This is a genomic window from Acinetobacter shaoyimingii, from assembly GCF_011578045.1.
Classification (GTDB): Bacteria; Pseudomonadota; Gammaproteobacteria; order Pseudomonadales; family Moraxellaceae; genus Acinetobacter; species Acinetobacter shaoyimingii.
This window is the reverse complement of record NZ_CP049801.1, coordinates 765,739-780,710: the sequence shown is the minus strand read 5'-3', so window position 1 is coordinate 780,710 and position 14,972 is coordinate 765,739. Positions and strand designations below refer to the sequence as shown.

Here is a 14,972-nt window from a genome sequence, read left to right as displayed (position 1 = left end):
TTTGAATCGAGACAATTATACTCTACTATAGCGAGTTCAAAGAATAGATTATGCCTAACACGAACATGACCTTAGACCCATCAACTCAAAATAGATCCGCAAAAAAATCGTCTAAAACAGCGATTTTAATGATGAGTTCATGCCTAATCTTAGGAATTCCAGCATGTTCGACCCTGCCTAAACAGCAACAAATTATTCCTCAATATGCCTATGACATTGACACCGAAAACACGACGCTGTCTCAAATTGTGTCTCCGCTCAAGCAACAATACCCAGATTTGACCGGTTATCATGTTTTATACGAGCCACTTGAAGCGATTGCTGCACGTATTCAACTGATCGATAAAGCTGAAAAAACGCTGGATTTGCAATATTACATTTGGGATAACGACAAAGTCGGTGCATTGGCGCTGTATAAAATTATTCAAGCGGCTGATCGTGGGGTTAAAGTTCGCCTGCTGATGGATGATAATAACGCCAAAGCAATGGAAGGTATTTATCTGGCTCTTGATCAGCATCCTAACATTGAAGTTAAACTCTTTAACCCATACAAATTTCGCAAATTCCGTCCCATTGATATGGTTTTAGATTTAAAGCGTATCAACCGCCGTATGCACAATAAAACCTTTACTGCCGATAATCAGATAACACTCATTGGCGGTCGTAATATGAGTAATCAATATTATAACGTGAGTGACAATTATCAATTTTCAGATGTTGATGTGATGTTGGTGGGTCAAGCTGTCGATGATATTAGCCATTCATTTGATGAGTATTGGAACCATCCTTATGCCTATCAAGTACGTAATATCGTTAGCCATGGTTATACACTTCGCTACCCTGGCTTAAAGGAACAACTCACAAAGCATTATGAAGAAGTTACGGTACAAAACTATTTAGATTTAAGCAATAAAACGCATGATTTTGATCAATGGCTGAATCGTGATATCCAACTTGATTGGGTAAAAGCAGAAATCATCAAAGATTCACCAGAAAAAGTAAAATCCAAAGCGAAGAAAGAAGAGCATTTAAACTTCCAATTGGTTCAGCGCTTAAAAGTTCCTGAAAAAAGTGTCGATATTATTTCTGCATATTTTGTACCTCAAGATATTGGGGAAGCGCACTTGAGTCGACTTGCACAAAATGGGGTAGATGTCCGCGTTTTAACCAATTCGTTCAAAGCCAATGACGTGGCGCTCGTGCATGCCTTTTACGCCAAATATAGAAAAAACTTATTGAAAAACGGCGTACAGCTTTATGAGTTTTTACCTGCACTCCCTGAAGAATATCAAAACATCAATAATCCAGAAATTTCGAAAAAGTCCAGAGTAAGTCTTAAAGGTCTAAGCCGTTCAAGTTTGCACGCAAAACTCATGGCACTCGATGATAAGCAAGTATTTATTGGCTCATTCAATTTTGACCCGAGATCTGCAAACTTAAATACAGAGATTGGCGTGATTTTAAACAGCAAACCTTTGGCAAATGCTGTGCATAAGACGATGGATGCTAATTTAAAATACTATGCCTATAAGCTGGTGCTGGATTCAAAAGGTAAGATTAATTGGCAATTGACCACGCCGAATGGGATTCGGACATTGACCAAAGAACCGAAAATGAATTTTCTAAAAAGAGCAGGAATTAAAGTGATTTCTTGGCTCCCTATTGAAGGTTTCATGTAATCCTTCAATAGGTTAAACCTAAGCATAAATTAAGGTTTGAGTACTTCAGCTTGTAACTCAGCTAAACCATTTTGCATGGTCGTCTGAACCAGTTCAGTAATACTTTCTACCGTATGACCTTCGGTCTGAATAGCAGGAAACGCTTTAATATGTGCGATCACTTTAGGCATTTCTAGTACTGCTTTGACATGATCCATAAAACTAATATCGCCTACAAATGGCGCAATTGTATCGAGCTTGCCTTCACGATTCACGTAACAGATTAAGCAAATTTGAATCGGTTGCTTGGCTTCAATGGCTGCACCCAGAATCCGGCCATAGATTTTTTTAACTTTTGTGCCATCTGTCGTGGTTGCTTCTGGGAAAAACAGCACAGGAATATCTTCCGACAAAAACTCAGCGATTTGTTCGCGTATACGCACTGAGTCACCAGACCCACGTTTGATAAATAACGTTCCACCACCTTTGGCAAGCTTACCCACTACAGGCCAATTTTCAATTTCAGCTTTTGCCAAAAAAAACACGCGTGCCGCTGAACCAACCACAGGAATATCAATCCACGAAATATGATTGCTCACCCAAAGTGCTGGTTCGCGTGGAATATTGCCGTGTATTTGAATATCAACGTTAAATACCTGACACATTCGACGACAAAAGTGCTGAACATAACGTGTATTCTTGGGGTTATTGGGTTCCTTATACATCTGATGCCTAAAAATCAGATAAAACCCTTCCATCACAGCGGCAATACCTGCTGCAATTTTTTGGGTATATAACATGGCTTTGGAGAACGAATTTAGCTTTTTAGGCACAGATTGAGTCATAAATGGGTCACTAATCAAAAACTAGAGCTTTTTTTCATTAATTTTTACTCATTCTATACTGTTCTCTTTAAAGTTGCATTGATTTAAAGTGCTCACGTTTAACATCATCATGATCAATTTCACCACATAATCATATTCCGATTGCTCGTAAAAATTCTGATACGCATTGATCAACACCGAACTTAGAAACACTTCATTTACTGTTGCAATCTAATTCCCTTTCCTGCTCCATTTTCAACTAAAATATAGTTTTATATTCGAGTTAGAACTGAGTGGAAGATTTTGAGCAACATCAAGGTAGCGAACGTGCTGTACTCATCAGTGTTTCAGTACAAATACTGGATGACCTTGATGACGAAGAGTTTCGCCTTCTGGCTCAGTCAGCGGGTGCTGAAATTTTAGAACATATTCATGCACAACGTGTGAAACCCGATCCCAAATACTTTATAGGTTCGGGCAAAGCTGAAGAAATTGCTGAACTGGTCAAATCTTTAGAAGCAGATATCGTCATTTTTGATCACTCACTCTCACCTTCGCAGGAACGTAATCTTGAACGAATAATCAAATGCCGTGTCATTGATCGAACTCGTTTGATTTTAGATATCTTTGCACAACGTGCACGTACACATGAAGGTAAACTACAAGTTGAATTGGCTCAGCTGGATCACTTGTCCTCACGACTGGTCGGTGGACGTATGGGACTTGATGGTCAAAAAGGTGGGATTGGTTTACGTGGACCTGGCGAAACACAACTTGAAACAGATCGTCGTTTACTCAGACTACGCATCTCACAACTCAAAGATAAATTAGAAAAAGTACGTCAAACCCGTATGCAAGGTCGAGCTGCACGCCAAAAAGCAGCAATTCCTACAGTGTCGCTGGTCGGCTATACCAATGCAGGAAAATCAACCCTGTTTAATATTTTGGCACAAAGCGATGTGTATGCCGCAGATCAGCTCTTTGCAACGCTAGACCCAACATTAAGACGCTTAAATTGGGATGGCATTGGGGCTTTAGTCTTGGCAGATACAGTTGGATTTGTCCGTAATTTGGCTCATGCTTTAGTCGAATCTTTCAAAGCAACACTTGAAGAAACAGTCGAAGCCACTTTACTCTTACACGTGATTGACTCAAGTAGTCCTGACAAACTCGAGCAAATTGAAGCTGTTGAAAAGGTGCTAAAAGAAATTGGTACACAAGTTCCAATTTTACGCGTCTACAATAAAATTGATCGCTCAGGTGAAGAAGCAAAAATTGTATATGCTGAACCACATTTACCCGATCGAGTCTATGTTTCAGCACATGCATCTCAAGGTTTAGACTTATTAAAACAAGCTGTTCAAGAATGCTTAATGGGGCAGATTCAGAGTTTTGATGTGGTATTAAAACCAGCTTATGGCAAATTAAGAACACAGCTTTATGCCTTAAATGTCATTCAATCTGAAAATTATGATGAACAAGGGAATTTAATACTTCATGTGATTATTGCTCCAAATAAATTGGAACAACTCATTAAACAAGCACATTTACCTCTTGATGAAATCTTGGGTGAAAAGGCCAAACAATTTCAGAGACCTCTTGAAGAGTTTGAAATTTAAGACTAAATCAGTTAAAACGTGATAAGTGTAATTAAAAGTTAGAATGAAAATGCAATGGATTAGAACTATAGATTGGCCAGCCTGGATCGGCACACTCATACTCATCATCGGATTCCGTGAAGGGTGCGTATGGATCACAACACAATTCAACCACCCTGAACTGGGTAATCTCATGGGTTTATTGAGCTTACTAATTGTTTTAGTGATCTGGAGAAAAGTTGGAAAAATTCCAAGTCGCGTTGTAGATACTAACAATAAAATCATGAAAGAAAGTGCATTTGCATTTTTACCCATTAGTGCCGGTTCATTATTGATGATGGCGCATATGGGTAAAGAGATCCCACTTTTTTTACTGGTGCTTTTTGTTAGTACGCTAATTCCATTATGGCTTTACGCCAAAATTGCTAAACGTTGGCTATAAGGAGTAAAACCAAATGATCGCTATTCTTTCAGGATTCTTTATTACGCTTATTGCGTACTTGGTTGCTAAACCATTAAATCAAAAAATACCGCAAATTCCCGTGATTGTTTTTGGTATGTTCTTCGTGATTGGTCTGCTGTTTTTATTCGGTATTCCTTACGAAAACTATATGGCCAATGTTAATCCCTTTTTTAATCACCTTTTAGGTTATGTCACTGTTGCCCTTGCCATTCCTTTAGCAGCTATGCGCTACGACGACTTACCACTCAAGGCGATTGTTGGCATATTGGTTTTTGCCAGTATCAGTGCCGTTGCTTTACCCATGGGATTGGCATACCTGCTGCATATGGCAGATTCTACAATTATGGCATTTGCAACCCGTGCTGTAACGACGCCTATTGCAATTAATATCGCAACCCTATTACATGCACCCATTAGCCTCGTTATTTTAATTGTGATTTTATCGGGTGTGATTGGTGCTGCATTTTCACCACTGATTTTAAGACATATCAATGATGAACGTGCTTCAGGTTTAGCACTCGGTCTGGCTGCACATGCGATTGGTACGGCTCAAGCATGGCAACGTGGTAGTGTTGCTGGTCGATATGCTGCATTCGGTATGGCCGTAAATGCAACCTTTACTGCCATTTGGCTGCCAAGCTTTGTTCTGTTTTTAAATAGTTTCTAAATCACTATAAAAATTATGTGATTGATTTACATATATTTTAAACTTATGATGCGCAGTGAATAATAATTTACTGTCATCAATAAGGGGAATCAGAATATGAAATCAATCATAATACTCATCGGAATACTTTTGGCTTCATTGAGCATGCCTACCCTTGCTAATGCTTTAAACAGTAAAGATATTGCAGGTGTTTGGAATCAGATTGATGACAAAACAGGTACCCCGAAAGCCATTATCGAAATTCGTAAAGAAGGCGATTCATACACAGGCACAATCAAAAAAGTTAATGCTCGACCTGGCTATAAACCCAAAGAGATTTGCGTTAATTGTCCAGCACCATACACCAACAAACCAATTCTAGGTTTAGATGTACTTACTGGCATCAAGAAAATTAAGCAAAATACTTTTGCACACGGTAAAATCATTGACCCATTGAGTGGCAATATTTACTCTGCACAAATTAAGCTCTCAAGCAATGGCAAACGACTCAGTTTAAAAGCGTTTGTGAAAGGTCTTTCAACTTTAGGACGTAGCCAAGTTTGGTTACGTGCAGAGTAAAGAGAAAAGCTAATAATCATGGGCTTTTCTTCTCGATGTACTTGAAAAAATGAACAAATTGTTTTAATTTAAGCCATAAGGTTATTAATTAAACAAAACTTTAGTACGAAAATTAAACTAATATTTCATTAATCAATGGAACTGAAGTATGAAAAGAAATCTTTTATTGGTTATAGCATGCGGTCTTATGACTTCTGGGGTGACTTGGGGTGCAGATATTGTTGGAACATGGCGCAATATCGATGATAAAACGGGTACCTCAAAAGGGATTATCCAAATCACTAAAGAAGCGAATGGAACATATACTGGAAAAATTGTTAGAGTAACACCTCGACCAGGATATACGCCTAAAGAATCTTGTGTAAACTGTCCAGGTGATTTTAAGGACAAGCCAATGCTTGGCTTAAATGTTTTAAACGGATTAAAGAAAGAAAGTGAAACCGAGTATGGTGGTGGTAAAATCTTAGATCCACTATCAGGCAAACTTTATTCAGTAAAAGCGAAACTCAGTGCGAATGGAAAAAATTTAAAACTACGCGGTTTTGTCGGTGTGTCAGCACTTGGACGAAGCCAAACTTGGTATCGTGAAGAATAATAGATCCTAGACCTCGTTCTTTTTATCTATTCCCTACTCAAAATAAAAGCCACATCATGTGGCTTTTATTTTGAGTCATTCTGATTATTCCACGACTGGATTATCAACTGAAAATAACTGCTGATCTTCCAAACGGTATGCAATCAACTGATTTCCCCAAACACATCCACCATCTACATTCTGAATCTGAGCTGAAATGGTTTTCCCTTGCAAAGCAGCCCAATGCCCAAAGACAATTTGATGTGTTTTTGCCGTTTCTGATTCAAACTCAAACCAAGGCTGGAATCCTACAGGCATCGGTTCATCTAGAGCGTCTTTAAAACTAAATTCTAAACGCCCTGCCTCGTCAGTTAAGCGCATACGTGTCAAATAGTTCGTGATACAACGTAAGCGAGCATTGCCGTGTAAATCATCGGACCATAGATCAGGTTCTGTACCATACATATCTTTTAAAAAGTCATCGAGTTGATCAAAATCACCTTGAAGGACTGTTTCTACTTCTTTAGCTAAAGCCACTGTCTTTTCAGCATTCCAAATATTTGGAATACCCGCATGCGTTAAAACCGTCTGTTCATTGGGAAATAAGCATAAAGGTTGACGACGTAACCAATCGATCAATTCATCGCTTTCAAGTGCATGAATTACATCATCAATACGGTCTTTATCTTTGAGCTTTTTAATGCCACGTGCGACGGCCAATAAGTTTAGGTCATGATTACCCAATACCGTTGCCGCAACACCATTATCAACAAGTTTTTTGATAAAGCGCAAAGCACCTACCGAGTTTTCACCACGAGCAACCAAATCACCTGCAAACCAGATAAAATCCTGATCAGCATCAAATTGGATTTCTTTCAGCAAAGCTTTGAGTGCTTCAAAGCAGCCTTGCACATCCCCTATCACATAATTGTATCGAATCGCATGTGCCATAATGAGTTAAGCCACCATATTGTCAGATAAAGCCACAAATTGAGCCAAAGTCAACGTTTCAGGACGTGCCATTGGATCGACACCTGCTTTTTCAAAACCATCTTCCACCAACATGCCCTTTAAGCTATTACGCAGTGTTTTACGACGCTGGGTAAATACATGTGAAACCAATCGAGCTAAGGCTTTCTCATTCTTCGCCACAATGGGTTTGTCTTGGTATGGTTCTAAGCGGAATACAGCAGATGTCACTTTCGGTGGTGGATTGAATGATCCTGGTGGCACTTCAAATAAGAAAGTTGGTTTACAAAAGTATTGAATCATCACTGACAAACGACCATATTCTTTGGTATTTGGCTCTGCGGTAATACGATCCACCACTTCTTTTTGTAGCATGAAATGCATGTCTTTCACTTGACCACCAAACTCTAAGAGATGGAAAAGCAAAGGGGTAGAAATGTTATAGGGTAAATTGCCTACAACACGTAAAGGACGACCTTCTTGAAATAACTGTGAATAGTCGTAACGCAATGCATCAGTTTCAATAATGGTTAAACGTTCAGGATGTGGCACACGACCAGGCAAACCTGCTGCTAAATCTCGGTCTAACTCCAACACTGTCAATGCATCACATTCACCAATTAGTGGTGATGTTAATGCCGCTAAACCAGGACCAATTTCTAAAACATTGTCACCCGGACGCGGATTCACCGAACGGACAATTTTCGCAATGACACGTTGGTCATGTAAAAAGTTTTGACCAAATCGTTTTCGAGCCTGATGCCCTTCTTCTTTTGGGTTTAAGGCATTAATTTGATACATAAAACATTTCCAACGTGAATAAGTGATACAAAATCAGTGACGAGCCAAATCTAGCGCTAAATCAACAGCAACATGCAAACTTGAACTTTTTGCGCGTCCAGTACCTGCAAGGGAGAGTGCTGTACCATGGTCAACTGATGTACGAATGAAAGGTAAACCTAAGGTAATATTAATGGCTTCCCCGAATCCTTGAGATTTTAACACAGGTAGGCCCTGATCGTGATACATCGCTAAAACCGCATCTGCATTTTTTAAATTTTCAGGGGTAAATAAAGTATCCGCGGGTAAACTTAAACTCATATCAATCCCTTGCGCTCGATACGTCTGAAGTACAGGATTAATCACTTCAATTTCTTCCATGCCCAAATAACCGTCTTCACCAGCATGTGGATTTAAGCCACAGACTAAAATGTGCGGATGATCAATTTTAAACTTGGTTTTTAAATCATGGATAAGAATATCGATGACTTGATGTAAACGCTCAGTGGTAATTGCGTCAGGCACATCACGAAGTGCTAAATGCGTCGTGGCTAAAGCAACTCTCAAGGTTTTTGTGGCAAGCATCATCACCACACGGTCTACGCCAGCGAACTCTTGGTAATATTCAGTATGTCCACTGAAATGAATACCTGCATCATTAATGACTGATTTCTGTACTGGCGCAGTGGCAACCCCGACACTTTTCCCTGACATGGCATATTCTGCTGAACGGCGAAGTTGTTCTAAAACATAGGCTGAATTGTGAGGATTCAGCTCACCTAAAATCACGTCTTGTTGTAATGGAACATGTTCAACATACAACTGACCTTTTAAAGATGATTGAGTCTGAGCTTGATATTCAATCAGTTCGATATTCAGTTTTAATAGTTCAGCACGTTGTTTTAACATGTGAATATCGGCTAAAACCACAATAGGTCGCTCATCGATACGATCGGCAAGACTTAGACAGATATCTGGTCCAATTCCTGCGGGTTCACCACTCGTCACGTAAAGAGGAAGCATATTTCACCTAAAAACTTGCTGAATCTAACTATTATATACCTGAAGTATTTCATTAAACTGAAAAGATCTTTATTCACGCTAAAATTTATTCAAATCATGTTAAATGCATGAAAAGCGCGTCTTACATCACGCTGGCAAATTAATTTGTAAATTATTAATTGAATAACTTTTAAACACTTTCATTTCCTTGCGTTATCCATTAAAATGCGACGCTTAAAATCTTTATATTTCGATTGTGATTCTGCGTTATTTCCGCTAGAATTCGGTCTCCTTTTGTTTGGACAGACTCCACCGTCCAAACCAACTATAATAGGTAGTGGTTAATGAAAACTCTCAGCGCTAAGCCAGCTGAAGTTCAACACGACTGGTATGTTGTTGATGCTTCTGGCAAAACTTTAGGTCGTCTTGCGACTGAAATCGCTCGTCGTTTACGCGGTAAGCATAAGACTTCTTATACTCCTCATGTTGACACTGGCGACTACATCGTAGTGATCAATGCTGAACAAGTTCAAGTGACTGGTAAAAAATCACTTGATAAGAAATACTATCGCCATACTGGTTTCCCTGGTGGTATTCGTGAAACTAACTTCGAGAAGTTAGTTGCTCACAAACCAGAAGAAATTTTCCAACGTGCTGTTAAAGGTATGTTGCCAAAAGGTCCTCTTGGTTATGCAATGATCAAAAAAATGAAAGTGTACGCTGGTACTGAGCATCCACATACTGCTCAACAGCCACAAGTTTTGGACATCTAAGGGATACAGCACATGGCTACTAACTATGGTACAGGTCGCCGTAAGACCGCAACTGCACGTGTTTTCCTATCAGCTGGTACTGGTAAACTCGTAATTAACAACCGCACATTAGAACAGTACTTCGGTCGTGAAACTGCTCGTATGGTTGTTCGTCAACCTTTAGAACTTTTAGAAGTTACTGAAAAGTTTGACCTTTACATCACTGTTAAAGGTGGTGGTATTGGTGGTCAAGCTGGCGCTATCCGTCACGGTATTACTCGTGCGTTGATCGCTTCTGACGAAACTTTAAAACCTGCTCTTCGTCAAGCTGGTTTCGTTACTCGTGATGCTCGTGAAGTTGAACGTAAGAAACTTGGTTTACGTAAAGCACGTAAACGTCCTCAATTCTCTAAACGTTAATTCGTTTACCGAATCGGACAAAAAAGCCTTGGATTTTCCAAGGCTTTTTTTACGCCTGAAAAGTCTTAAGAAGTAAAATTAGTAAAATCAAGCATGCAACGAACACACTTCCGATTGAGCGCTTCCTGATGATATTCGCCATTTTTAAGCAATGATCAATTTCTTCATCAACATCACCTTCATCTAAGCAAAGTTCTTCGCTTTGCCAAAAGGCTTTATTGACATAGAGATCTACCCCCAACCCAATAAAATCCATACAAGCCAAAAATGTGCTCAAAATTTTCAGGTCAATCATCATCTAGATCCTTAAAAGATCCAATGAGCCATTCAATTGCCTCACTAAATCAAAAAGTAGGATGATTCAAAAATTTGTATCGTGATTTTAACGGCTATTTTTAGTATGCTATCCCATTCACTCTGCACTGTTTTTGGAATATGACACTCGAAAACGCACAACTTCAAGGTATTACGCTGTACAGCCATGCAGATGATTTTCGCTCTCACTGGATACGTTATGTCCTTGCAGAAAAGCAGATCAAATACCAGCTGATTATTGCAGATGAACAGGATGAAGATATTGCAAGTCTCAATCCCTATAATCAACTTCCGATGCTGATTGAAAATAATCTTAAACTTTTCAATACAGCGATTATTTCTGAATATGTAGATGATCGTTATCGTCAAAATAAACTGTATGCCGATGCACCAGCACCGCGTGCCGAACAACGTCAATATATTTGGCGCATGGAAAATGACTGGCTAAAACTCGCCGATATTATGTTGCGTCATCCTGATACTTTAGATACGAAAGCCAAGGCGGCTGCTCAGAAAAAACTTCGAGATACGCTAATTTCTCTAACGCCCCTATTTCAACATTTTCCCTATTTTATGTCGGAAAATTTTACAATTTTAGATTGCATGTTAGCGCCAATTTTCATACGGTTAAAACATATGGGCATTGAACTCCCTGCACAACAATGTCGACCTATATTGCTGTACTGTCAACGTATTTTTAATCGTCCTGCTTTTGTTAAGTCCATGACGATTCAAGAAAAAAATCGCTATAGTGCATTTATCAACCCATCTGCCTAAGCAAATCAAAAGAGTTATTGCTCATGTCTGAACAAGAATTGAATTTAACCCCTACCCGTCCATATCTTGCTCGTGCAATCTATGAATGGATTTGCGACAACAATCTTACGCCTTACTTATTGGTTGATGCGACAAGACCAAATACCGATGTACCGACTCAATTTGTACAAGAAGGACAAATTGTCCTCAACATTTTACCGAGTGCGGTACATCAACTGCATATGAGTAATGATGCCATTTCCTTCTCTGCACGTTTTAGCGGTGCATCTAGAGATATTTATGTACCACTCAATGCGGTACTGGGTATTTATGCCAAAGAAAATGGTCAAGGCTTATTTTTTGATCCTGATGAATATGCCAATGTTAATCTGGATGATAATCCTATAGAATCATCACATACAGATGTACAAGAAAATGAAACACCTAAGAAAAAACCAAGCTTGAGAATTTTAGAGTAAACAACAATAGGAGATTTTGATGGCTTTTGATTTAGTACAATATTTTACTGAGCAGATTAAGATTCAGAAGCCTCAGTTATTTAAGCAGTATTCTATTGAAGAGCAAAATCTCTATATCAGCGAAATCAATGCTTTAACCTTAGGTAAATTGATCAATTTGTGGCGTCAGGATGAGCAAAAAATTTATCAAGAGATACAATCTCAAGATCAACTCTACATCCAAGAAGTTGCACGCCATCTCACGACCGCACAGTCCAATCAGTCGACACTACCGAAATCTGAATTGGAATCATCGACCAGTGATATTCTAAGTTTACAACTCAATGAGCTCAAACAGCTTGACGATACTGGAAATTACAAAATTTCAGGGATGCGTGAACTGTTATTAGGACAAATTGAACACCTCTCTGGTCAAGCCAAGGATTGGGTTTGGTCGACAAATGAGCTAAATGAGTTAATTGGCTCTCAACGAATCGAGCAGGAAGAGCTATCATTGGAAGACACGATGAAGGAGTTTAATCACATGGTGAATAACCAACATTCTGATGATACACACGTAATTGCTGAGCCTACAGTTGCAGAAGTTCCTGCATGGGCCAAAGTTTTAGAGCCTGTTGTAGCATTGGTTATATTATGGATTCTGTATACTGCCCTTAAAGCTGTATTTTAATTTTCGCAACATTCATTTGATCCAGTTAAAATTTTACAAAACCCAAAGCGACCTTAAGGTCGCTTTTTTTATTTTCTTAAAAAAATCATTAAAACCATATTAACAATTATTAGTTAACCCGAATCCTGCTTAAGCCGATGACTCCATAATTTGAATCGTTGGCTTATTTCGATGGGTTAATTGATATGCACATAACGAAGCATAAATTCCGCTGAGAAATCCATAAGTACTACGTGCTTTACTCGTCACTAAATGATATTGCCCTTTCAATAAGCTGAATAATGTTTCTATCTTATTGCGTTGCCTTAGGTGATATTCATCTGATGCACTGAGTTGAACAGATTCCATGTTCCTCCGATGATAAGTAATTAAATCAATACCTTGAACTTGCAGCCTGCGCTTTAATTCTTGGCTGATGTAGCCTCGATCCCCGTAAATTTTTCCTTTTAGGCCATCAACTAATTGCTCAACCATTTTTATGTCAGCAACATGTCCATTCGATAAAGCAGAACAGGTAATTTCACCAAATTGATTCATCGCAATATGTAATTTACAGCCATAGAACCAACCCATTGAGCTTCTACCGCGTGATGCAATTTGGACTAATGATTTATGGCGTTGAATACGTTGATTTTTACAAACTGGCAGAGTTGTTGAATCAATCCATAAATATTGTGTTTCTTGACCTTTCATCAGCGCCACATGCAAAGCGTGTAGAGCCAATTGGTGCATATTGATCAGATGAATCATCCTTTGATAGCAAGGCAAGTATTTAAATAAATAGCTTTTATCTTCTTTTAACCAAGTGAAAAAGGCTTTGAAATTAGTGAAATGAGAGGATTTATACCAAATAGCAATAAAGATAATTTCTGAAAGACTGAGTTGAGCAACTCGGATTCTTGAAAGTTTGCCATCTTGCTTGAGAAATTTCCAATAAGTTGCTTCAAATTGTAGAAAAAAGTCATCAATTAAGCAGAATAATTCGGTACTATTGAACATTAGGACTAGGGTTGTGAGTTTGGTGTGGTAACTCAACTGATGGCTCTAGTCCTTCTATTTTTCAAGTCAATTTCTTATCCGCGATTCGGGTTAGTTATCATTTTTTAAAAAATAAATCTATTAATTAATATATCTTTTATAATAATCAAACTAAATCACACATTAAAATTATTTCACTTATTTATATATACAATTAGATACAAAATACAAAACGATATGTGCTATTGTTTTTATTGTGTTTTTTGTATTTCTTAGTTAAATATAATAATTGCATTATGCTTTAATTATATTCTGTAATGCTAGAATATAAACACAAATACAAAATTAAGTTTTTCTAAAAAATTAAATAAAAATTATTTTAATTTAATAGATAATCAATTCATTTTTAAAACATGCGACTAAAGATATATATTATGAAAATTAATGATATTTAATCATTATAAATTCAAATTGATAAATAGTAGTTAAATATAAATTAAAATGTTAAATAAGTCACTTTATAAAAGGAGGGTTTTATGCTTCCCACAAGTGTGAATATTGCAATCTCGGGGTTAGGTATTGGTATTACAACAGAATTAAAATCAGACTTACAAAAGGTATTTGAAAACAAAGTTTTGATTCATTGGACAAATATTTCTGATCCTGATGCAGAAATCTTACTGATTAATGAAATATTTTTTGATCAAAAAAATATACAAACCATTATTAATACCAGAAACACACCATATTTAAAAATAACCAAAGATCGTGAGAAGAATAATTTAGAAGAAAATATTTTAAGCGTTCCAATCATGCATGAAGGTCATATTAAAAACTGGTTTGATCGAAGTTTAATGCAACCTAGAGCTTCAGATGATCAACTCTTAGATTCAAGCTCGAGCGCTCAATCAACCGATAATCAAACAGGTCTACTCAGTCCAAGTTTTTTTACGTCATTATTCAATTACGATAGTGGAAAGCTCCATCTGAGCGATCATTTAGGCACTTTATCAATCATTGATCATCGTGGTCATTTTGCTTGGATGCCAGAAACGAGAAGCAATATTGAAACCGATATTTCATTACATCATTCACCTGCATCTTCAATTGATTTTTCACAAGTCTCATTTAAACATCAGTTTAATTTAGAAGATTGGATTTTCCATTTGATCTGGAACTCTAAGAATCTCATAAATTTGCCAGATGAAAATCTTTATTATCAAATCCAGTATTTTGTCCAACCGATGGACATTGATAGAAAAAGTCTTTTGCAGCTCTCTGCAAGCTTTTCCCTAGGCGGACAAATTTCCGAGATCGCAAATCGTTTAAAGCTACCCGTAAAGTTTGTACAAAAATTTATCGCTGCGCACTTAGCCATCAATAATGCTTTTGAAAAAACTGAAAAACAGTGCCAGTTTGGCAAAAAAATTGTAGGGCAAGATGACAATGAAGATACAGCTTTAATTAGTGGCTTTTTCTCTAAACTCAAAAAACGATTTGGATTCTAAA

Annotated in this window: 18 protein-coding genes; 12 read left to right on the top strand and 6 right to left on the bottom strand. The window is 37.8% G+C overall.

From position 1 onward, the window contains the following. Positions 1 to 50: 50 nt before the first annotated feature. Entirely contained in the window at positions 51 to 1,679 is a 1,629-nt protein-coding gene (locus tag G8E00_RS03585; RefSeq protein ID WP_406741448.1) for a phospholipase D family protein, read from the top strand. 29 nt (positions 1,680 to 1,708) lie between these two features. Here the strand turns inward: G8E00_RS03585 and G8E00_RS03580 are convergent, their stop codons facing one another. Next, positions 1,709 to 2,503: a lysophospholipid acyltransferase family protein gene (locus G8E00_RS03580; protein ID WP_166012659.1), complete on the bottom strand. Its 795-nt coding sequence runs from the start codon at positions 2,501 to 2,503 to the stop codon at positions 1,709 to 1,711. A gap of 272 nt (positions 2,504 to 2,775) precedes the next feature. Between G8E00_RS03580 and hflX the strand changes: the two genes are divergently transcribed. The 5 genes from hflX (at position 2,776) to G8E00_RS03555 (ending at position 6,363) form a co-directional block, all read left to right on the top strand. Further along, a complete protein-coding gene (gene hflX / locus G8E00_RS03575; protein WP_166222000.1) occupies positions 2,776 to 4,101 on the top strand; it encodes a ribosome rescue GTPase HflX in 1,326 nt (441 codons plus the stop codon). A 49-nt stretch (positions 4,102 to 4,150) separates the two neighbouring features. Beyond that, the gene (locus G8E00_RS03570; protein WP_166012661.1) at positions 4,151 to 4,522 is read left to right on the top strand and encodes a hypothetical protein; all 372 of its coding nucleotides are present in this window, start codon (positions 4,151 to 4,153) and stop codon (positions 4,520 to 4,522) included. Between the two features lie 13 nt (positions 4,523 to 4,535). Beyond that, complete coding sequence (locus G8E00_RS03565; protein ID WP_166012662.1) at positions 4,536 to 5,210, top strand: LrgB family protein; 675 nt, start codon at positions 4,536 to 4,538, stop codon at positions 5,208 to 5,210. A gap of 96 nt (positions 5,211 to 5,306) precedes the next feature. After that, positions 5,307 to 5,768, top strand: coding sequence for a DUF2147 domain-containing protein (locus G8E00_RS03560; RefSeq protein WP_166221998.1), 462 nt, complete (start codon positions 5,307 to 5,309; stop codon positions 5,766 to 5,768). A 187-nt stretch (positions 5,769 to 5,955) separates the two neighbouring features. Further along, the gene (locus G8E00_RS03555; protein ID WP_227591288.1) at positions 5,956 to 6,363 is read left to right on the top strand and encodes a DUF2147 domain-containing protein; all 408 of its coding nucleotides are present in this window, start codon (positions 5,956 to 5,958) and stop codon (positions 6,361 to 6,363) included. An 84-nt stretch (positions 6,364 to 6,447) separates the two neighbouring features. Here G8E00_RS03555 and G8E00_RS03550 read toward each other — a convergent pair whose 3' ends face one another. Genes G8E00_RS03550 through pdxA form a run of 3 tightly spaced genes read right to left on the bottom strand, consistent with a single transcriptional unit; the run spans position 6,448 to position 9,114 of the window. Next, the gene (locus G8E00_RS03550; RefSeq protein ID WP_166221996.1) at positions 6,448 to 7,293 is read right to left on the bottom strand and encodes a symmetrical bis(5'-nucleosyl)-tetraphosphatase; all 846 of its coding nucleotides are present in this window, start codon (positions 7,291 to 7,293) and stop codon (positions 6,448 to 6,450) included. A gap of 6 nt (positions 7,294 to 7,299) precedes the next feature. Continuing rightward, on the bottom strand, positions 7,300 to 8,112 hold the full coding sequence (rsmA, locus tag G8E00_RS03545) for a 16S rRNA (adenine(1518)-N(6)/adenine(1519)-N(6))-dimethyltransferase RsmA (protein ID WP_166012666.1): 813 nt from the start codon (positions 8,110 to 8,112) through the stop codon (positions 7,300 to 7,302). A gap of 33 nt (positions 8,113 to 8,145) precedes the next feature. After that, positions 8,146 to 9,114, bottom strand: coding sequence for a 4-hydroxythreonine-4-phosphate dehydrogenase PdxA (pdxA, locus tag G8E00_RS03540; RefSeq protein ID WP_166012667.1), 969 nt, complete (start codon positions 9,112 to 9,114; stop codon positions 8,146 to 8,148). A 323-nt stretch (positions 9,115 to 9,437) separates the two neighbouring features. Here pdxA and rplM point away from each other — a divergent pair, with 323 nt between their 5' ends. Further along, entirely contained in the window at positions 9,438 to 9,866 is a 429-nt protein-coding gene (gene rplM / locus G8E00_RS03535; protein WP_004811299.1) for a 50S ribosomal protein L13, read from the top strand. A gap of 12 nt (positions 9,867 to 9,878) precedes the next feature. Beyond that, entirely contained in the window at positions 9,879 to 10,265 is a 387-nt protein-coding gene (rpsI, locus tag G8E00_RS03530) for a 30S ribosomal protein S9 (RefSeq protein ID WP_004652544.1), read from the top strand. 49 nt (positions 10,266 to 10,314) lie between these two features. Here the strand turns inward: rpsI and G8E00_RS03525 are convergent, their stop codons facing one another. Further along, positions 10,315 to 10,560 (bottom strand): hypothetical protein, encoded by a 246-nt coding sequence (locus G8E00_RS03525; RefSeq protein WP_166221994.1) that lies wholly within the window; start codon positions 10,558 to 10,560, stop codon positions 10,315 to 10,317. 140 nt (positions 10,561 to 10,700) lie between these two features. Between G8E00_RS03525 and G8E00_RS03520 the strand changes: the two genes are divergently transcribed. The 3 genes from G8E00_RS03520 to G8E00_RS03510 are packed head-to-tail and all read left to right on the top strand — an operon-like array spanning position 10,701 to position 12,485. Continuing rightward, positions 10,701 to 11,357 (top strand): glutathione S-transferase N-terminal domain-containing protein, encoded by a 657-nt coding sequence (locus tag G8E00_RS03520; RefSeq protein ID WP_166221992.1) that lies wholly within the window; start codon positions 10,701 to 10,703, stop codon positions 11,355 to 11,357. Positions 11,358 to 11,380: 23 nt separating this feature from the next. Then, positions 11,381 to 11,815, top strand: a complete 435-nt coding sequence (locus G8E00_RS03515; protein ID WP_166221990.1) for a ClpXP protease specificity-enhancing factor — start codon at positions 11,381 to 11,383, stop codon at positions 11,813 to 11,815. A gap of 19 nt (positions 11,816 to 11,834) precedes the next feature. Continuing rightward, the gene (locus G8E00_RS03510) at positions 11,835 to 12,485 is read left to right on the top strand and encodes a hypothetical protein (RefSeq protein ID WP_166012671.1); all 651 of its coding nucleotides are present in this window, start codon (positions 11,835 to 11,837) and stop codon (positions 12,483 to 12,485) included. A 129-nt stretch (positions 12,486 to 12,614) separates the two neighbouring features. Here the strand turns inward: G8E00_RS03510 and G8E00_RS03505 are convergent, their stop codons facing one another. Beyond that, the gene (locus tag G8E00_RS03505) at positions 12,615 to 13,484 is read right to left on the bottom strand and encodes an IS982 family transposase (RefSeq protein ID WP_166221390.1); all 870 of its coding nucleotides are present in this window, start codon (positions 13,482 to 13,484) and stop codon (positions 12,615 to 12,617) included. A gap of 515 nt (positions 13,485 to 13,999) precedes the next feature. On the opposite strand from G8E00_RS03505, the gene G8E00_RS03500 reads away from it, so the two are divergent. Further along, the gene (locus G8E00_RS03500) at positions 14,000 to 14,971 is read left to right on the top strand and encodes a hypothetical protein (RefSeq protein ID WP_166221988.1); all 972 of its coding nucleotides are present in this window, start codon (positions 14,000 to 14,002) and stop codon (positions 14,969 to 14,971) included. Position 14,972: the final 1 nt, after the last annotated feature.

Bases quoted from the DNA above. Each gene is read 5' to 3' on its own strand.
- G8E00_RS03510 (WP_166012671.1), top strand. From the start codon at position 11,835: ATGGCTTTTGATTTAGTACAATATTTTACTGAGCAGATTAAGATTCAG.
- G8E00_RS03580 (WP_166012659.1), bottom strand. From the start codon at position 2,503: ATGACTCAATCTGTGCCTAAAAAGCTAAATTCGTTCTCCAAAGCCATG.
- pdxA (WP_166012667.1), bottom strand. From the start codon at position 9,114: ATGCTTCCTCTTTACGTGACGAGTGGTGAACCCGCAGGAATTGGACCA.
- G8E00_RS03560 (WP_166221998.1), top strand. From the start codon at position 5,307: ATGAAATCAATCATAATACTCATCGGAATACTTTTGGCTTCATTGAGC.
- rpsI (WP_004652544.1), top strand. From the start codon at position 9,879: ATGGCTACTAACTATGGTACAGGTCGCCGTAAGACCGCAACTGCACGT.
- rsmA (WP_166012666.1), bottom strand. From the start codon at position 8,112: ATGTATCAAATTAATGCCTTAAACCCAAAAGAAGAAGGGCATCAGGCT.
- G8E00_RS03505 (WP_166221390.1), bottom strand. From the start codon at position 13,484: ATGTTCAATAGTACCGAATTATTCTGCTTAATTGATGACTTTTTTCTA.
- G8E00_RS03500 (WP_166221988.1), top strand. From the start codon at position 14,000: ATGCTTCCCACAAGTGTGAATATTGCAATCTCGGGGTTAGGTATTGGT.
- G8E00_RS03585 (WP_406741448.1), top strand. From the start codon at position 51: ATGCCTAACACGAACATGACCTTAGACCCATCAACTCAAAATAGATCC.
- G8E00_RS03550 (WP_166221996.1), bottom strand. From the start codon at position 7,293: ATGGCACATGCGATTCGATACAATTATGTGATAGGGGATGTGCAAGGC.
- G8E00_RS03515 (WP_166221990.1), top strand. From the start codon at position 11,381: ATGTCTGAACAAGAATTGAATTTAACCCCTACCCGTCCATATCTTGCT.
- rplM (WP_004811299.1), top strand. From the start codon at position 9,438: ATGAAAACTCTCAGCGCTAAGCCAGCTGAAGTTCAACACGACTGGTAT.
- G8E00_RS03565 (WP_166012662.1), top strand. From the start codon at position 4,536: ATGATCGCTATTCTTTCAGGATTCTTTATTACGCTTATTGCGTACTTG.
- G8E00_RS03525 (WP_166221994.1), bottom strand. From the start codon at position 10,560: ATGATTGACCTGAAAATTTTGAGCACATTTTTGGCTTGTATGGATTTT.
- G8E00_RS03520 (WP_166221992.1), top strand. From the start codon at position 10,701: ATGACACTCGAAAACGCACAACTTCAAGGTATTACGCTGTACAGCCAT.
- G8E00_RS03570 (WP_166012661.1), top strand. From the start codon at position 4,151: ATGCAATGGATTAGAACTATAGATTGGCCAGCCTGGATCGGCACACTC.
- G8E00_RS03555 (WP_227591288.1), top strand. From the start codon at position 5,956: ATGACTTCTGGGGTGACTTGGGGTGCAGATATTGTTGGAACATGGCGC.